Origin of the sequence: Streptomyces nogalater (genome assembly GCF_039532885.1) — a bacterium.
Taxonomy (GTDB): Bacteria; Actinomycetota; Actinomycetes; order Streptomycetales; family Streptomycetaceae; genus Streptomyces; species Streptomyces nogalater.
Genome location: NZ_BAAASM010000004.1, coordinates 25,019 through 42,535 on the forward strand (window position 1 = coordinate 25,019; position 17,517 = coordinate 42,535).

General features: G+C 75.4%; 12 protein-coding genes. 3 read left to right on the plus strand and 9 right to left on the minus strand.

Annotated features, from left to right (window positions below; translation table 11 throughout):
- Positions 1 to 82: 82 nt before the first annotated feature.
- From ABD350_RS05010 to ABD350_RS05040, 7 genes are all read right to left on the minus strand, one after another.
- Complete coding sequence (locus tag ABD350_RS05010) at positions 83 to 1,078, minus strand: AraC-like ligand-binding domain-containing protein (protein ID WP_344346503.1); 996 nt, start codon at positions 1,076 to 1,078, stop codon at positions 83 to 85.
- Positions 1,079 to 1,408: 330 nt separating this feature from the next.
- Complete coding sequence (locus ABD350_RS05015) at positions 1,409 to 4,192, minus strand: helix-turn-helix transcriptional regulator (RefSeq protein WP_344346504.1); 2,784 nt, start codon at positions 4,190 to 4,192, stop codon at positions 1,409 to 1,411.
- Positions 4,193 to 4,739: 547 nt separating this feature from the next.
- On the minus strand, positions 4,740 to 5,801 hold the full coding sequence (locus ABD350_RS05020; RefSeq protein WP_344346505.1) for an AraC-like ligand-binding domain-containing protein: 1,062 nt from the start codon (positions 5,799 to 5,801) through the stop codon (positions 4,740 to 4,742).
- 188 nt (positions 5,802 to 5,989) lie between these two features.
- Entirely contained in the window at positions 5,990 to 8,272 is a 2,283-nt protein-coding gene (locus ABD350_RS05025; RefSeq protein WP_344346506.1) for an ATP-binding protein, read from the minus strand.
- A 527-nt stretch (positions 8,273 to 8,799) separates the two neighbouring features.
- Entirely contained in the window at positions 8,800 to 10,389 is a 1,590-nt protein-coding gene (locus tag ABD350_RS05030; protein ID WP_344346507.1) for an FAD-dependent oxidoreductase, read from the minus strand.
- Complete coding sequence (locus tag ABD350_RS05035; RefSeq protein ID WP_344346508.1) at positions 10,386 to 10,553, minus strand: hypothetical protein; 168 nt, start codon at positions 10,551 to 10,553, stop codon at positions 10,386 to 10,388. The genes ABD350_RS05030 and ABD350_RS05035 overlap by 4 nt, the downstream gene beginning before the upstream one ends.
- A 102-nt stretch (positions 10,554 to 10,655) precedes the next feature.
- Complete coding sequence (locus ABD350_RS05040) at positions 10,656 to 11,861, minus strand: lycopene cyclase family protein (protein WP_344346509.1); 1,206 nt, start codon at positions 11,859 to 11,861, stop codon at positions 10,656 to 10,658.
- Positions 11,862 to 12,754: 893 nt separating this feature from the next.
- Here ABD350_RS05040 and crtI point away from each other — a divergent pair.
- Genes crtI through ABD350_RS05055 form a run of 3 tightly spaced genes read left to right on the plus strand, consistent with a single transcriptional unit; the run spans position 12,755 to position 16,346 of the window.
- Positions 12,755 to 14,320: a phytoene desaturase family protein gene (crtI, locus tag ABD350_RS05045; RefSeq protein ID WP_344346510.1), complete on the plus strand. Its 1,566-nt coding sequence runs from the start codon at positions 12,755 to 12,757 to the stop codon at positions 14,318 to 14,320.
- A complete protein-coding gene (locus ABD350_RS05050; RefSeq protein WP_344346511.1) occupies positions 14,317 to 15,339 on the plus strand; it encodes a phytoene/squalene synthase family protein in 1,023 nt (340 codons plus the stop codon). The genes crtI and ABD350_RS05050 overlap by 4 nt, the downstream gene beginning before the upstream one ends.
- Complete coding sequence (locus tag ABD350_RS05055) at positions 15,336 to 16,346, plus strand: DUF5914 domain-containing protein (RefSeq protein ID WP_344346512.1); 1,011 nt, start codon at positions 15,336 to 15,338, stop codon at positions 16,344 to 16,346. Before ABD350_RS05050 ends, ABD350_RS05055 begins: the two co-directional genes overlap by 4 nt.
- A gap of 90 nt (positions 16,347 to 16,436) precedes the next feature.
- Here the strand turns inward: ABD350_RS05055 and ABD350_RS05060 are convergent, their stop codons facing one another.
- Together ABD350_RS05060 and ABD350_RS05065 are read right to left on the minus strand one after the other, a co-directional pair.
- Complete coding sequence (locus tag ABD350_RS05060) at positions 16,437 to 16,868, minus strand: PRC-barrel domain-containing protein (protein WP_344346513.1); 432 nt, start codon at positions 16,866 to 16,868, stop codon at positions 16,437 to 16,439.
- On the minus strand, positions 16,865 to 17,458 hold the full coding sequence (locus ABD350_RS05065; RefSeq protein ID WP_382466839.1) for a PRC-barrel domain-containing protein: 594 nt from the start codon (positions 17,456 to 17,458) through the stop codon (positions 16,865 to 16,867). The genes ABD350_RS05060 and ABD350_RS05065 overlap by 4 nt, the downstream gene beginning before the upstream one ends.
- Between the last annotated feature and the right edge of the window lie 59 nt (positions 17,459 to 17,517).

A 17,517-nucleotide genomic window follows, 5' to 3' on the forward strand; every position in this document is an offset into this window, starting at 1 on the left:
CGGACAGCCGGCGAGCGGTTGCCCACGCCCGGGCGTCGGCGCACACCGTCCGGTCACGTCGCTCCCGCGACCCGGAGATCGGCTATGGAACAAGCTGGGAAAGATCCCTCGGTCCCTCGCCGGGCGGCGGCGTGGGGGAGGGGCCGTTGTGCACACCGGTGTCCCGCCATTCGCTGGGTGAGCAGCCGTAGACGGCCTTGAAGGCGCGGCTGAAGTGCGCGGCGTTCCGGAAACCCCAGCCTCGGGCCACCGCCGAGATCGTACGGCTGACCCGGGCGCGGCGCAGCAGTTCGCGTGCGCACTCCTCGATCCGCCGCCGCTGGATGAGCCGGTGCAGCGTGGTGTCCTCGGCCTCGAACAGCACGTACAGGTAGCGCAGCGAGATGCCGTGCGCCTCGGCGACACGCGCGGGTGACAGGGCGGGGTCACGCAGGTGCGTCTCGATGTGGGCGCGGATCGATGCCAGCAGCACGGCGCGGGGCGTGTCCGGTGCCCTGTCGCCGTGTTCGGCCGCCTGCTCGTCGACGAGCGTGGCGACGAGGTCCGCGAAGTGGCCGGCGAGACGCTCCTTGACGTGGTCGTCGAAGGCCGTGGCGCCGGAGGCGAGTTCGGTGGCGAGCGGACGCAGCAGTGCCGCCACGCCCGCGGACGCGGGGATGGCGCGGCCGGTGAGGTGCGGGACGCGCGGCGCGGACGGCCCGAGTGAGCGTCCGGGTAGCCGCAGGGCGTACAGGTGGAACGGTGTGTGCTGGTCCAGTGCGAAGGGGCGGTCCAGATCGAGCAGGGCCAGTTGGCCGGGGCGTACGACGTCCTCGCGGCCGTCCTGCCGGATGGCGCCGGTGCCGTCCTGCTGCACGAGCAGGGCCAGGCCGCCGTCCTCGGCGGCCGGTACGGGCCGGTCGTCGAGGCTCAGCCGCAGCGGTGCCGCCCGCATCGACAGCAGCCGCAGCCGGCCCGCGTCGACCGAGCCGAGCGTGCCCCGGAAGCCGGCCGTTCCCGAGGGCAGGGTCACCTTCACGGGTGCCAGCCGCCGCCGGACCGCACGCTCCCACTCCCGGGCCCGGTCCGCCTCCGGCATCGGTGCTGTTCCTACCTCGTCCTGCACGGTGGCCCCTTCCTGTCCTCCGGTCCCGGCGGGACGGATGCGTGACCTCTTCAGCCTGGTCGGGGGCATCGGGAAGGGGTTAGGTCATGTGACCTGTTTCGCGGGGCGCATATGACCTGTCCGGCGGAAGACGGGGACATCTGTGTCCGTCAGGGTGTGCCGGTGCGCGCGCGAAGCGCGGCCGACGGGAGAGGGGGGCGGGGCCGGGCCGGGGCGGCGGGCGTCCGTCGGAGCGCGCGTCGCCGTGTGCGGACCGGGGCGGGCGCCCGTACGGCGCTCCGTACGCCGGTCGGGCCGAGCCGCCTACGGCGTGCTTCGCTCCAGAGCGCGTGCCAGGGCGGCGCGGGAGGCGATGCCCAGCTTGGGGAAGATCTTCGCCAGATGTCCGCCGACGGTGCGCGGGGACAGGCTCAGCCTGATGCCGATCTCCTTGTTGGTGAGCCCGTCCGCCGCGAGCTGGGCGATGCGCAGCTCCTGCGCCGTGAGCGAGAGGCCACCGCCGCCGCCCGGCCGGGCGGCGGCGGACCGCAGCGCGCGTTCGGCCCGCTCGGCCCAGGGGGCGGCGCCCAGGGCGCGGAAGGTCTCCAGGGCCTGCCGGAGGACCTTCGGGGCCCGCGGGCGGCGGTGGTCGCGCAGCCAGGTGCCGTGCGCCAGCCGCAGCCGGGCCAGTTCGAACACCCACCCGTCGGCGCCGGGCACGGCGTACGCCGCCTCGTAGAGCGCGTCGGCCTCCTCGTCCGCGGCGGCGAGCGCGCGGGCGGCGGCCAGCAGGAACGCGTGGTGCGGGGAGATGTCGCCCATGCGCGCCGCGTCGCCCGCCGCCACGTGCGCCCGTGCCTGCGCGGTCCGCCCGGTGCGCAGCGCCGCGTCCACGAAGTCGAAGAACGGCAGGTGGAACCACGGCAGGCCGGGCGGCAGGACGCCGGGCGGGGTCAGACCGGCCAGGGCGGTGTACGCCTCCTCGTCACGGCCGTGGCCGAGGGCGGCCAGGGCCCGCAGATGGGTGAGATGGTCCGTCACGAACTTCATCCGCACGCGTTCGGCGAGCGGCCGGATGGCGCGGTCCACCGCGAGCAGGCCTTCCTCGTCGCCGCGTCCGGCGAGGAAATGGGCGTAGTGGTGCCGGAAGAGCAGGGCGTTGCAGTGGTAGCCGAGGGCGTCGGCCGCCTCGGCCTCGCGCAGGCACACCTCCGCCTGGTCCCAGTGCCCCCGGAGGTAGTTCTGGTACCCGCCGGCCTTCGCGATGCTGCCCTGGGTGGCGTAGGCGTGCTGACCGAGGAAACGGCGCCACAGGGACGCGTCGGCCATGTCCACCGCGGAGGCGGTCCACAGCAGCAGCCACGCCGCCCCGGCCTGCTGCTCCTGGCTCATCGTGGCGGCCATCGCGCGCAGTTCGCCGCCCGTGCCGTGCGCGGTGCGGGCGGGGTCGGACCAGGCCCGGCGGCACAGGTCGGCCAGTTCGGAGACTTGGTGCCGGTGGGCGCGCAGGGCGGCCCAGCCGCGCGTGTCGGAGGTGTACACCGTTGCCAGCAGCAGCTTGAAGTACATCTGTTCGGCGAGGTCGGCGAACGGGCTCGCGCCCGCACCGGCCTCGGACAGGGCGTCGAGGGCCTGTGGGAGCAGGGTGAAGGACGACTCGAAGTCGACGTGGTGGCTCTGGTCGACGTAGACGACGGCATAGGCGTACAGCGGCGCGCTGTCGGCGGGGACCGGCGCGCGGCGCAGCTCCTCGACGAGTTTCGCCGCGTACGGCAGCCGTCCGCCGCGTGCGGCCATGGCGGCGGCCCAGGTCAGGCGGCGCGCACGGGCTCCCGCATGGGTGCTCAGGGCGGCCGCGCGGTGCAGCAGGAGAGCGCCCTCGGCGTCGCCGCCGCGCAGCGCGAGCCGGCGCCCGGCCTCCTGCAGCCGGCCGGCGAGCGCTTCGTCGGGCAGGACGGTCGCGTCCGCCTCGTGGCCGAGCGCCCGCGGATCGTCGTGCGGCAGGGCGGCGGCGAGCCGGCGGTGGGCGGCCCGCCGTTCGGGCCCGGAGGCCCGGGCGACGACGGCCCCGCGCACCAGGGGATGCCGGAAGGTGAGCCGGCCGTCCGACTCCAGGCGGGCCAGACCGCTGGTCTCGATCTCGTCGAGCACCTCGTCGGCGCGCCGTGCGTCGAGACCGTCCAGCAGGGCGGGAGTCACCCAGCTCGCCGTCGTGCCGCCCAGGGCCGCGTACAGCAGTACGTGGACGGCCTCGCCGGACAGACGGTCCAGGCGGGGCGCGAACAGCCGCTCCAGCCGGTGTCCGAGCGGGAACCTTCTCGGCAACGGCATCACGCCGCGGGCCTGGTCGGGATGGAGGTGGACGGGCAGTTCGACCAGCGCCAGCGGGTTGCCGGCCGCTTCCTGGAGGATGCGGTCGGCCGTGATGACCGCCAGGTGCGGGTGCCGGGTGCGCAGCAGGGCGCGGGCGTCCTCGCCGTCCAGTGCGGCCAGGTCGACGACGGTGCCGGGCCTGCCCTCGGTCGTGGTCCCCTCGGGGCGGCCGGCGCTGACGAAGGCCAGCGGCACCTCGGCGGTTCTGCGCTGCAGGAACGCGAACACGGCCGCGCTGGAGGAGTCCACCCATTGCAGGTCGTCCACGAGGACCAGCACCGGCCGCATCCGCGCCTCGCCCGCCAGGAGCGCCAGCACGGCGGCGCCCACCAGGAAGCCGCCCGGTACCGGTTCCGGGGCCTCCCCGAGGGCGAAGGCCAGGGCCCGCCGCTGCGGTTCGGGCAGGGCGCGCATACGATCCGTCAGCGGCCACAGCAGCTGGTGCAGCGCGCCGAACGCCACACCGGCCTCGGCCTCGGAGCCCACCGCGCGCAGCACGGTGAAGCCCCGGGCGCGCGCCTCGTCGTGAGCCCAGTCCAGCAGCGCCGTCTTGCCGAGGCCGGGCGCGCCCTGCAAGAGGGTGCCCGTGCCACCGCTGCCCGCCCGGGCGCCGTCCAGCACGCGCCGCAGCAGGGCCTGCTCGGGCCCCCGCCCGGCGAGCGCGGGGCGGTCCAGGACCGGATGGTCCACCACCGGAGGCCTGTCGGCCACACCGGCCTCGACGGACCGTCCCACCGGGATCACTCCCTCAGCCGGGCCCACCTCTGTGGAGTGTCCCACCGGGATCGGGCTGTCGGCCGCACCTGCCTCTACGGAGCGTTCCACCGGGATCGGGCCGTCGGCCGGACCGGCTTCGACGGCGTGCCCCGCCGGGACCGGCCTGCCGGCCGGACCCACCTCGACGGGGCGTCCCACCGGGATCGGGCCGTCGGCCGGGCCCACCTCGACGGAGTGCCCTGCCGGGAGGGCGCTGCCGGCCGGACCGGCCTGTGCGGAGCGCCCCGCGGAGACCGACGCGGGCCGCACCGGAACGGCGTGCGGGAACACCACCGCCGTCCCGGCCGCCGCGGGGATGGCGTGCGGAGGCAGAGAGGGCGTCCCGGACGTCCCGGGCGACGGCGCGGCGGTGCGCGGAGGCGGCACGGCCGTCCCGCCCGGCGGCACAGAAGTCTCCGGGCGCGGCCGGGATCCTCCAGGCGCTCCGGTCGATGGCGCGACGCCCCCCGGGGGCACCGCGGCCGTCCCGCCCGTCCTGTCCGTCGTCTCCCCCGGCGGGGTGCCGTCAGGCCGCACGGGAGGTGTCCCGGGCGGCACCGGGGGCGGTGTGCCCGGTGCCGCCCGCCGGTGCGGTGGCGGCGACCCGGGAGGGGGCACCGTACGCCTCGCTCGCCGTCCGGACCGCCGTCGGCGTCCCGCCCGCCATGCTCAACTGCCGCCATTCGCGCGGCGAGTGCCCGTACGCCCGGCGGAAGGCCCGGCTGAAGTGGGCCGGGTTGGTGAAGCCCCAGCGGTGCGCCACCACCGCCACGGCGGGTGCGGACCGGCCGCGGGACAGTTCCCGCGCGCACTCCTCCAGCCGGCGGCGCTGGACGAGCCGGGCGACCGTGATGCCCTCCTCCTCGAACAGCCGGTGCAGATAGCGCACGGAGATGTGGTGGGCCGTCGCCACCGTCTCGGGTGTCAGCCCGGGGTTCTCCAGATGGCGGTCGATGTGGTCGCGGATGCGCAGGACGAGTTCGCCGCGTCCGCTGTCGACACCGCCGGCCGGTCCGCGCTCGGCCACCAGCGTGGCGAAGAGGTCCTCCACGCCGGCCGCGAGCCGTGCCGCGACGGCGGGGCCGTAGGAATCCGCCGGGTCGAGGAGCCGGGTGAGGAAGGGGCCGAGGATCGCGCCGATCCCGTCCGCCCCGCTGACGGCGGTCACCGTGACCGCGCGCAGCTCCTCGTCGGACACGTCCAGACCGCGGCGGGGCAGATGGACGACGTGACAGGCGAACCGCTCGGGGAAGTCCAGGGTGTACGGCCGCGCCGCGTCGTAGACCAGGAGGTCGCCGGCGCCGGCCACGGCGCTGCGGCCGTCCTGGATCAGCGTCACCGTGCCGGCCGTCAGCACCAGCACCGCCACGCACGGATCGCCCGGCCCGCTCCGGCCGACGCGCTGGGCGTCGGCGTCGAGGGAACAGACCGGCAGGTGCCCGAGGCGGCCGCCGGCGACCCGGCCGGTGAAGGGGCCGCTGTCGCGGGGTGCCACGGCCATCGGGGTCAGGGTCGAGGCGAGGGCGGCCCGCCACCGGCCGATTCTGTCCGCCACGGGCACCGTGTCCGTCGACAGCACGAGGTCCACCTGGCTCTCCTCTCTCTTCTCCGTACCAACCAACCAACGGGCCGTGCCGCGCACCAGGCACTCTCCAGGCAGAAAGAGGTGGCGCGGGGATGTGCGCGCGGGGAACAGCACTGTGCGCGCAGAGGCAAGTCGGTCCGGGGGTGCGCACATAGGGTGGCCAGGCCGCCTTCGCGGGGCGGTGGTCCTGGTCAGGGTGTGTCCAGGCGGGCGAGCCGGGAGCGGGCCCTGGCGACGTGTTCCGGGTCGGCTCCGGGACCGACGGCGATGCAGCGCGTGAACGCCTCCCGGGCCTCGGCGACGCGGCCGGCGTCGAGGAGTACGTCACCGAGGGAGCGGAGGTAGCGGCTCTCCAGGGCGATGTTGCCGTCGGTGCGGCACAGTTCCACGGAGGTCCGCAGGTGCCGTACGCCTTCGTCCCAGCGGCCCATGCGGGCGTAGGTGCGGCCGAGGCCCGCCAGGGCGTTGGCGCGGGTGACGGCGGCGATGTGCGGTTCCAGACGGACACCAACCTTATCGAGCCGGGCCAGGATCTGCTGGTACGTCTCGATCGCTGCCTCACCGCTCTCGGCCTCCTGCTCCCAGGCACGTCCGAGGAGCGCCTGGAGCATGCCGGTCAGGTCTCCGGCGGCGTCGAACAGGGCGATGGCGCGGGAGCTGTCGTCGAACGCCGGGCCGGTGTCGCCGAGCAGGTGGTGGGCCCAGGCGGCGTACTGGTGCGCCCATGCCTGCTGGAGAAGGTCGCCTGCCCGCCGGGCCGCCGCGAGCGCGCGGGCCGAGTACTCCAGGCTGTCCCGGGGTCTGCCCTCGCACAGCAGGACGGCCCAGGCGTAGTAGTTGAGCTGGGTGGCTTCCACGAGTGGGTCGCCGAGCGCCTCGGCGGAGCGGACGGCGGTGGCGAAGACCTCCGGCCAGTGCCCCCAGAAGATCCACTGGTCGGAGAACCAGTGCAGGGACTCGGCGACCTCGACGACGGTCGCGTGGTCGCCGTCCGCGGCGGCGGCGTGCAGGGCGGCCAGCCAGTTGGGGGCTTCGGCCTGGAGCCACTCGCGGGCCTTGTCGGCGCTGGAGAGGTCCACGGTGCCCTGCCAGGTGGGCGGCGGTGCGCCGTGGTCGGGTTCGTACCACCGGCCGGCCACGACCGCCGTCTGGAGCAGCCAGCGGAACATCGAGCGGCGGGCCCGTTCGACGTCCTCGGCGCTGTCCTCGGCGGTGAGCCGGGTACGGCCGTACAGGCACAGCAGGTCGTGCAGCCGGTAGCGGTCCCCGGTGGCGCCGAGCAGGCCGGCCTCGACCAGTTCCTCCAGGGTGTCCTCGGTGTCGTAGAGGTCCTGGCCGGTGAGGTGGGCGGCGCAGGCGGCGCCCGTGTCGGGGCCGGGGATCAGCGACAGGCGCCGGAACATGCGGGCGGCGTTGGGGGTGAGCTGGCGGTAGGACAGGTCGAAGGCGCTCGCCACCCGCACGTCGCCCGCGGACAGCGCGTCCAGCCGGCGTTCCTCGTGCGCCAGCCGGTCCGCGAGCCGGCTCAGGCTCCAGCCGGTGCGTGTCGCGAGCCAGTTGCCGGCCACTCTGAGGGCGAGCGGCAGGTGTTCGCACAGCCGGGCGACCTCCTTCAGGGCCTCCGGTTCGGCCGCCACGCGCTCCTCTCCGACGAGTGAGGTGAGGAAGGCGGCCGACTCCGCCGCGTCCAGCCGGCCGAGCGGCAGGCGGTGCACGGCGTCGAGACCGGTGAGCAGACGGCGGCTGGTCACCATGACCAGCGTGCGGCCCGAGCCCGGCAGCAGCGGGCGTACCTGTGCCTCGTCGCGGGCGTTGTCGAGCACCAGCAGGCAGCGGCGGTCGGCGAGGATCTGCCGGTAGAGGGCCGGATGGGCCTGCGGACCGGACTTGGCCAGGTCACGGTCGGGCACGCCGAAGGCCTTGAGGACCCGGACCATCAGCTCCGAGACGGCGGGCGGGGTGTCGTCGGTGCCCCGCAGGTCCACCATGAGCTGGCCGTCCGGGAAGCGGTCGGCCAGCTCGCGGGCGGCACGCAGGGCGAGGGTGGTCTTGCCGGTTCCGGGCGCGCCGTGGACGACGATGACGACGGGCCGGGCGGCCGCGGCCCCCGGGTCCGCACCGCTGTCGTCGTCCGGGGCGCCTCCGGCGAGTTTGTCCAGTTCCGCCAGTTCGTCCGCGCGGCCGACGAAATCCTCGGCGCCGCGGGGGAAGGACCGCACCCCGACAGGGCTGTATGCGGGGCTGCGGCCGGCCCGGGCGGCGACGAGCAGCCTCTCGCGTTCGGTGTCGTCGAGTCCGAGCCCGTCGGCGAGCGCGGCGACCGTCCGCCGCTGTGGAGCGGCCCGGCGCCCGCGCTCCAGGTCGCCGATGCCGCGCACGCTGACGCCGGACGCGTCGGCCAATGCCTCGATCGTCAGCGACTTCGCCAGCCGCAGCTCTCGCAGCAGCGACCCGAACGCCTCTTGTGTGGACATTCCCGTCCCCTCCACAACCACCTTATTATTTGAACATTGTAGTAGATGGTCAGGTGAACTTGATCAAGGGAGGCCGCCGGGGGCGCCGAGCGGGGGAGGACCCGCCTCGGCGAGGGCGTCGAGAACCGCGTCGAGGGCGCCGAGAGCCGGGCCGTCGCCCTCGGCGCGGCGACCGGGACGGTCCGGCGAAGCCGGCGGCCGGCTGCGTGTCGGCGACGAGGGCGGACGGCCCGTGGCGGCCGGGGAGGCCACGCTCACCTCCTACGGCTCCCAGGTGCCGGCCGCCCCGAAGACCGGCGCCACCACGGGCACGGTCAGCGTCATCGCCTGGCCGCCCGGCCGCCGCCCTCGGCACCATCGACATCGGACCGCACCCGGCCGTGGTGTACGAGCGAGGCAGCGCGGTGTTCGGCCCCGACGCCAGGACCGGCACCGGACGCCGGCGCGACCGCCGCCGGCCGACCCCGCACGGTCCGTAGGTCGGTCCCCGCCCTTCAGGCCGTCCATGGTGACGACGGTGGGTGCCGTCACCGACCGCCCCCGGCCAGTGCGGCCGCCCAGCGCAGGACGGCCGTGCGGCCCCGGGTGGGCACCGTCCAGAGGGCGTGGCCGCGCAGACCCCACCGGCGCAGCAGGGAGTTGGCGGCGAGGAAGCCGCTGGTGGCCGCGCACTCCATCAGCGCCACCGGCAGGCCGGTACGGACCGCGTCGCCCGCGAGGACCAGACCGGGCGTCGTGGTGTCCACCGTCGGCCGGGCGGAGTAGCCGCCGACCGGGAACAGGGGGCAGTCGGCGCGCCACAGGTGCCGGGCATCGACCACCCTGGCCCGGCTCGTCTCCGGATACAACCGGCGCAGCGCGCCGAGCAGTTCCCGCTCGGTGGTCGCCCGGTCGGCGTCCTCGGGCAGGGCGTAGGCGTGCAGTTCCACCACCGCGCCACCGGTACGAGCGGCCCAGCGGGCGGCCTCGCCCTCCCAGCCGCTCGGCACGCTGACGTTGTCCAGCGCGCCGTACCCGCTGGTGCCGAGGAAGCCGGGGCGGTCGGCTCGCACGGGCCGGTCCAGCCACAGACGGGAGACCAGGAAGGGCGGAGCCGTACGCAGCCCGGCCACGCGCTCCCGCCACGCCGTGTCACCGAGGCCGGGGGAACGGGCCGCCAGCGCGCGCAGGGCCGCCGGGTCGAGAGCGAGCACGACGGCGTCGTACGACTCCTCGGCACCCGCGCCGGCACCGGCGGCGGCCACCGTGAAGCCGCCGCCGGGGAGAACCATGACCTCCTCCACGGGCGTGCCGGTGCGTACCCGTGCGCCGAGGCGGACCAGCCGAGCGGCGAGCGGGTCCCACAGCGCTTGCGGGAACGGCTCCCGGACCACCTCGAACAGCAGGCCCTCGGCCGAGCCGAGGAAGTAGACGTGGAACATCAGCGCCATCTCCGCGGCCGACAACCGCCTGGGGTCGGCGAAGAAGCTGCGGGAGAACACCTCGAAGGCCAGGTGCCGTGCGGCAGGCGGGAAGCGGATCGCCTCCAGGTGGTCGTGGGCGCTGACGTGATCGAGCCGGTCGTACACCTCGGGCACCCGCACGTCGAACAGCGGCAGCGCCGCGCGCGGGCGCATCCGGGCCAGGTCGCGCGGGCGGAAGGAGTCGCTGAGCGCCATGAAGGCCAGCGCGCTCAGCGGCGGAGTGCGCGGCACCCGCCGGAAGCCGTCCTGCCGGCCGTCGCCGTGCCGCAGCGGGTAGTCGCGCAGGCCGGTCAGACGGGACAGGGCGGGATCGGTGCGGCGCAGCAAGGCCCGCAGGTTGTAGTACTGGTGGAAGAAAGCGTGGAAACCCCGGCTCATCGTCACCGTCGAGCCGTCGGCCAGCCGGGTGGGCCAGCCGGCCAGGCGGCCGCCGAGCTGCGCCTCGCGCTCGTACAGGGTGACCCGTACACCGCGCTCGGCCAGGGCGGTGGTGGCGGTCAGTCCGGCGATGCCGCCGCCGACGACCGCCACGCGAGGCGCCGTGGGCCCCTCGGCCCGGTCGGCTCCGGCCGGCGCGGGCAGCCGGCGGGCCAGCCGGTCCCGGCCGGGTGGTGTGTGCGCGCCGCGTCCGGCCGGCCGCGGGAGGCCCGTCATCGTTCCGCCGCCCCGGTGGCGGCCGGGTGCCCGGCGACGGCGGTGCGGGCGCCGCCGCCCCGCCGGCCCGGCAACGGCGGCGTCGTCCCTTGGGCCGTCCCCGGCAGTCGGGGGACCTCGGCGAGTACGGCGTTCGGGCCGGTGGTGTCGCACAGCACGGGCATGCCATCTCCGTATGGTCGTCGGGCAGCGGCAACGGGCGGTGGCGCTCCGGGTGTTCCAGGTATTCCAGGCATCGCAGGTGTTCCGGGCGCCCGGCGGTGAGGCTACGGGCGTCGGACGGCGGGCGTGCTGCGGCGCGCGGTGAACGGCAGGGCGAGCGCCGAACCGAGCATCGCGGCGACGGGCACGCATAGACCGATGGACAGGTCCTCGGCAAGGCTGGTGTGCCCGTCCAGGAAGCGCAGCAGACGAGGAGCGGGCACCCGGGCGAACAGACGGGTGAAGAAGTCCGGGCCGTCCACTCGGCCGCGGTCGAGGGCGTGCAGCAGCACGGCGTCCAAGAGCCGGGGGCGCAACGCGTACGCGCGCGGCGGCAGGGGGCGGCGGCCGGCGTGCAGCGCGGCGGCCACGGCCGCGGTCTGGCGCTGTACGGCGCTGAAGGTGAAGCCCGTCGCGGGCCGGGTGGCGCCCGCCGCCGCACCGATCCGGAACACCCGGGCGGTGGCCTGCCGGGGGAAGGCGGCGTCCGTCATCGGGATCACGCCCTGTTCGCAGCCGGTGATCTCATGGTCCCCGGCTCCCAGCACCCGCTCGGTGTAGTGGCGCAGCGCCCGGTCGTACGCCTCGCGGTCGCACACCCGGCGGGAGAACTCCGTGTACTCGACCAGCGCCTCGCACGGGCCGGTCGGCAGGACGTACCCGAACGACAGGCCGTGGGCCGGCTGCGGGGTGCGGAAGTCCATGAACTCGACGGCCGTGGGATCGAACACGGGGTGACGGGTACGCACGAACCAGCCGCGGAAGTGCTGCAACAGCGTCGTACGGGCGGGCGGCAGACGCGTCGGCGGCCGGGAGTCGAACACCCACCGGGCCCTGACGTTCACCCGGTCGCCACCCGCTCCCCGGCCGTGCACCAGCGCCCCGTACGGCGTGGTCTCGACCCGTTCGGCCACCGCCTCGACGACCGTCACCCACCGGTTGCCCGCGATCAATCCGCCGACGAGTTCCTCGAAGGCGCCGGAGCGCAGCATCTTGTAGCGCAGCGGCGCGATGGCGGCGTCCAGCGTGCGGCCGTCGCCGGACCGTACCCGCAGCCGCCGCCAGGAGGCGGTCAGCGCTTCGTCGTACGGTCCGCTGCCCTCCTCCCAGTAACACCAGGTGCGTTCGGGGGCCCGGAGGGGACCCGGTGGTGCCGCCAGCAGCACGGCCGTCACCGGGCGCGCGCCCGCGGGTGGCCGGGCCAGCCGCAGGGCCAGGGACAACCCGGCGGCCCCGGCGCCCACCACGGCCACGTCCGACTCCACGTCCACGGCGCTCCCTTCGCATCCGATCCGAATCTGTGCGATCTGTTCAGGTCCGGTCGGCCAAGTCTTCCCGTCCTCCTGCCGTGGGGGACGGAAGCGGGAGCGTGTCGGACGTGTGGGCGCCCAAGGTGCCGGCATGTCCCCCGGACGGCGCATTCCGCGCGGTCGCCCGCGCGGAATGAGTGACACGTGACCTACGACAAGGGTGCGAGCGCCGGCCGGAAGCCCGGCGCCCCCGGAGACCGGGAGGACTCCGCGATGTGTTCCTTCCAAGGGGCAGGCCGTCCCACGGCGTCCTCGGCGTGCCGGCGGTTTGCTGTGGGCGGCCGTCGGAAGACCGGGGAGGCGGTTCGCCCGGCAGTCCGCCCGCAGGACCACCGGGCCGTTGACGCCGGCATCCCGTACCGCGCCGTCCGGGATCCACGGGCGCTGCCCACCGGCCGCCGCGGGCCTGATCGGCCGTTCCTCCACCCCACCGCCGCGCCCACCGCCCGGCCGGCGCGACGATGCCCGTGTCCCGTCGGCGAAGACCTGCCACGGCCGGGAACAGCGGCCCGGGCAGGTACAGAGCCGGGAACAGGGGTCTTGGCGCGTATCGAGTTGGGGGCAGCGGGCCTGGCGGGTTCGGAGCCGGGGGCAGTGGTCTTGGCGCGTACTGAGTCGGGAGCGGCGGGACGGGTGCGTACCGCGCCGGGCGCAGTGGCCCCGGCAGGTAGGGAGTCGCAAGCCGTAGTTCCGGCGGGTGCGGGTCCGACCGGGGTTGGCGGGCCGCGCGGGCGGCGCCTGTCCCGCCGGTCCCACGGGCCCTATGTGTCCCACCAGGCCCGCTGGGGGCGGGGCCGCGCGGGCGGGCCGTCGCTCGTGGTTCTCGCGGTTGCCGGAAGGCCGGGGGCGGGCCGGTGACCCGGCGGATTCCCGGACCCACCGATCACGTCGTGGTGGTGGGCGCCGGTCTGGCCGGTCTGTCCGCCGCCCTGCACCTGCTCGGGGCCGGCCGCCGGGTCACCGTGGTGGAACGGCACCCCGGGCCCGGTGGCCGGGCCGGACGTCTGGAGCTGGGGGGTTACCGGATCGACACCGGCCCCACCGTGCTCACCATGCCCGACATCGCCGACGAGGCGTTCGCCGCGGTCGGCGCCGCACTGCGCGACCGCGTCGAACTGATCCGGCTGCACCCCGCCTACCGGGCGCGCTTCGCCGACGGCAGCACCCTCGACGTACACACCGACCCGGCGGCGATGGAGGCGGAGATCGAACGGTTCGCCACCCGCACCGACGCCGTCGGCTACCGCCGGCTGCGGCACTGGCTGCACGCCCTGTACCGGGCCGAGCGGGGCCGGTTCCTGGACGCCGACTTCGACTCGCCGCTGTCCCTGCTCACCCCCGGCCTGCTGCGGCTCGCCGCACTCGGCGGCTTCGGCCGCTGGGAGGCCCGGGTCGCCCGCCACCTGCGCGACGAGCGACTGCGCCGCGTCTTCACCTTCCAGGCCCTGTACGCGGGCGTCCCGCCCGAACGGGCCCTGGCCGCCTACGCGGTGATCGCCTACATGGACACCGTCGCCGGGGTGTACTTCCCGCGCGGCGGCATGCACGCGCTGCCCCGGGCGATGGCCGACACCGCGGCCGAGGCCGGGGCGGAGTTCCACTACGGGCAGCGGGTCACCCGCCTGGAGCGTTCCGGCGAGCGCGTCACCGCTGTGGTGACCGACGACCGGCGCATCTCCTGTGACGCGGTCGTGCTCACCCCCGACCTGCCGGTGACCTACCGCCTGCTGGGCCGCGCCCCCCGCCGCCCGGCGCGGTTGCGGCATGCACCGTCCGCGGTGGTCCTGCACGCCGGCTGCGACCGCACCTGGCCGGAACTGGCCCACCACACCCTGTCCTTCGGGCATGCCTGGCGGCGTACCTTCCGTCAACTGACCAAGACCGGCGAGCTGATGAGCGACCCCTCCCTGCTGATCACCCGGCCCACCGCGACCGACCCCGGTCTCGCTCCGCCCGGCCGCCACCTGCACTACGTCCTCGCCCCCTGCCCGAACACCGACATCGGGCCGCGCGCCGCCGACTGGTCCGCCCTCGCTCCGCGCTACCGCGACAGTCTGCTGCGCGAACTCGAACGCCGGGGGCTGACCGGCATCGCGTCCGCCATCGAGGAGGAATGCCTGGTGACACCCGCCGACTGGACCGCGTACGGGCATGCCGCGGGCACGCCCTTCTCCGCCGCGCACACCTTCGCCCAGACCGGGCCGTTCCGGCCCCGCAACCTGGTGTCCGGCACCGCCAACGCCGTCCTCGCCGGCTGCGGCACCACACCGGGTGTGGGGGTGCCACCGGTACTGCTGTCCGGGAAGCTGGCCGCCGCGCGCATCGCCGGCCCCGCCCGTACGCGCGTCACCGGGCCCATCCGCACCCGTGTCACGCCGGGCGGCACAGCGCGCCGGGGCGCGGAAGGAGTACGTCCATGACCGCACGCGAACTGGACGCCGCCGGTATCACCGACGCACGCCTGCGCGCCGCCTACACCCACTGCCGCGACCTGAACGCCCGGCACGGCCGCACCTACTTCCTCGCCACCCGCCTGCTGCCCCCCGGCCGGCGCCCCGCGGTGCACGCCCTGTACGGCTTCGCCCGCTGGGCCGACGACATCGTGGACGCGCAGGGGCGCGGTGCCGGTGACAGTGCCGGTGACGAGACGGTACGGCGGGCCGTCGCCCTGGACCGGCTCGGCGACGATCTGGTCCGCGGCCTGGCGGGCGGCCGGTGCGCCGCCCCGGTGGTCGCCGCCCTCGCCGACACCAGCAGGCGCTACGCCATCGACCACCGCCACTTCGCCGACTTCCTCGCCTCCATGCGCAGCGATCTGACGGTCACCGAGTACGCCGACTACCGCGCGCTGCGCGCCTACATGCACGGCTCGGCCGCGGTGATCGGCCTGCAGATGCTCCCGGTGCTCGGCACCGTCGTGCCCCGGGAGGAGGCCGCGCCCTACGCCGCCGAACTGGGCGTCGCGTTCCAGCTGACCAACTTCCTGCGGGACGTCGGCGAGGACCTCGACCGCGGCCGGATCTACCTCCCCCAGGACCTGCTCGCCGCCCACGGTGTCGACCGCGAACTGCTGCGGCACTGCCGGGACACCGGACGCGGCGACCACCGGGTCACCGCGGCACTGCGCGCCTTCGAGTCCCTCACCCGGGCCGCCTACCGGCGGGCGGCTCCCGGAGTCGCCATGCTCGACCCCGTCGCCCGCCCCTGCATCCGCACGGCGGCCGTGCTGTACGGCGGCATCCTCGACGCGGTCCGCGCCGACCGCTGGGCCGTCCTGCACCGCCGGACCGCGGTGCCGCGCAGACACCGCGCCCTCGTCGCCGCCGACGGACTGCTGCGGGTGACGGCGGCCCGGCTCGCCGCCCGGCACCGGGCGACCACGGCCCCGGGGCCGGACCTGTCGGCGTACCCGGCCGCCTCCCGCGAGGAGGTCGCATGACGCCCGGCCCGCCACCGCGCCGCACCCGGCTGCCGTTGCGCCTGCGCCGTGATTCCCGCGCCGGGGAACACCGGCGCCCCACCTGGCGGGAAGCCCGGCCCGCGCTGATCGCCGGCGCCCTCGAACGCGCCCGGTCCCGGCCGGGCGGCAACTGGTACGTCGTGGGCCCCTCCGCCGCGCTGCGCCGGGACGGGCCGCTGGCCCGCACGGTCGCCGGCCGGGAACTGGTCCTCTGGCGCGACGGCCGGGGCCGCCCGGTGGCCGGGCCCGGTGCCTGCCCCCACCTGGGCGCGCCCCTCGTGGACAGCCCGGTGCGCGGCGGCACCCTGGTGTGCCACTGGCACGGGCTCGCCCTGGACGGCGGTCCGACCGCCGGTTGGAGCCCGTGGCCTGTCCATGACGACGGAGTACTGCTGTGGGTACGGCTCGACGCGGCCGGGGGCGAGGAGCCCACCGCCGGGCCGCCGGTGCCGGCCCGCCCGGCCGTGGCCCGTGCGCTCACGGCCGTGTACACCGGGACGGGCGTCTGCGAACCGGACGACATCGTCGCCAACCGCCTCGACCCCTGGCACGGGGCCTGGTACCACCCGTACCGCTTCACCGACCTCACCGTCGTGGAAGCCCCCGGCCCGGGCGGCACGGAGGACGCGTTCACGGTCGACGTCTCCTTCAAGCTCGCCGGCCGGATCGTCGTCCCCGTCCGCGCCGAGTTCACGGCCCCCGGACCGCGTACGGTCGTCATGCGGATCACCGCCGGGGAGGGCGAGGGCTCCGTCGTGGAGACCCATGCGACACCGCTCGGACCCGACGCCCTGGGCCGACCGCGTACCGCGGTGGTGGAGGCCGTCGTGGCCACCTCCGGCCGGCCCGGATTCGCCGTCGCCTGCCGGGCCGCCCTGCTGCTCGGCCCACTGCTGCGGCACACGGCGGGCCGTCTGTGGCGCGACGACCTCGCCTACGCCGAACGACGCTGGGCGCTGCGGTCGACGGGCCGCTTCCCAGGCTGAGGGGCCGGGCCGGCCGGGGGCCGGGGCCGACCGAGGAGACACCGCCGAACACGCGGTGCGTGCCTACAGCGCCGGATACTGGCGCGCGCGTCAGGAGGTTTCGGCGCGTACGACGACCGCATAGGAGCCGACGCCGAGGAGGCGGTCGCCGGAGATGTCGCCGAGAGCCGTGTACAGCGTGTGGATGTGTCCGGTCGTGTTGTCGAAGGCGATGTCCTTGACCGTGCCGTGCTCGGCGCCGTGTTCCGTCAGGACCCGGCGGCCCACAGCCTCTTGGTGGGCGGGGAGGCCGCCCTGCCCGGGATCGGTGGCGGCACGGGAGCGCACGATGACGGCGTCCCGTCCCACCGCCTCGACCGCGTGCCAGGCGATGGCCGTGACATGCCTCGGGGCTCCGGACAGGCGCAGGCAGGCGATGCTGCTCGTGTGCGCGTCGATGGTCAGGCTCTCCACTCGCCCCAGCGGTTCGGCCTCGTCGGCGGTGATCACCGGAAGGCCCTGGGTCTGAGTGAACATCATCATGCCGGTCCTCCTGCTCCGGTGGCGGGGCCGTCCGGGTACGGCTGTGCGGTGTGTGCGCGGAACGCCTCGACCTGGGCGCTGAAGCTGGGCAGGTCGTCGGCGACGAAGTGACGGGCGTGCGCGGGGACCACCAGGGCCCGCCCGGAGACGGCCAGCGTCTCTCCGCGCGGGATGAACGCCTTGCGCCGGTGGCGGTCCATGTTCTCGTCGGCGGCGATCTCGAAGCCGACCACACGTCCGCTGACACCGGCTTCGATCACGACATCCAGGACCGTGCCGATCTCCGTGCCCTGGTCGGTGAGCACGGGGGCGCCGATGACCTGGCCCTGTCCGGCTTCATCGGCTCCCAGGGCCATCTCCCGCGTCTCCAGCGCGGTTTCACCGGGGATCATCACGGCGGACGGGCCGATGGCGTGCACTGCGGAGAAGGGCAGGCTCTCCTTGAGCGGGCCGGCCAGCAGACCGCGCCCGCTCAGGGTGAAGCCGGTGATCCGGCCCGCGCGGGCGTCGAAGACGGTGTCCCTGATCTGGGCGACAGCCTCACCGCCCAGTGTCACCACCACCCGCTTGGTCAGTTCGGAGGCGAGCATGAGGGGGATCACCGCGAACCCTCCCGGCCGGTCCCGTGGTCCGAACGCACCGCGATCAC

Coding starts and splice junctions, on each gene's coding strand:
- ABD350_RS05010 (WP_344346503.1), bottom strand. CDS start 1,078: ATGCCGGAGGCGGACCGGGCCCGGGAGTGGGAGCGTGCGGTCCGGCGG.
- ABD350_RS05025 (WP_344346506.1), bottom strand. CDS start 8,272: ATGTCCACACAAGAGGCGTTCGGGTCGCTGCTGCGAGAGCTGCGGCTG.
- ABD350_RS05030 (WP_344346507.1), bottom strand. CDS start 10,389: ATGACGGGCCTCCCGCGGCCGGCCGGACGCGGCGCGCACACACCACCC.
- ABD350_RS05035 (WP_344346508.1), bottom strand. CDS start 10,553: ATGCCCGTGCTGTGCGACACCACCGGCCCGAACGCCGTACTCGCCGAG.
- ABD350_RS05050 (WP_344346511.1), top strand. CDS start 14,317: ATGACCGCACGCGAACTGGACGCCGCCGGTATCACCGACGCACGCCTG.
- ABD350_RS05055 (WP_344346512.1), top strand. CDS start 15,336: ATGACGCCCGGCCCGCCACCGCGCCGCACCCGGCTGCCGTTGCGCCTG.
- ABD350_RS05060 (WP_344346513.1), bottom strand. CDS start 16,868: ATGATGATGTTCACTCAGACCCAGGGCCTTCCGGTGATCACCGCCGAC.
- ABD350_RS05065 (WP_382466839.1), bottom strand. CDS start 17,458: ATGCTCGCCTCCGAACTGACCAAGCGGGTGGTGGTGACACTGGGCGGT.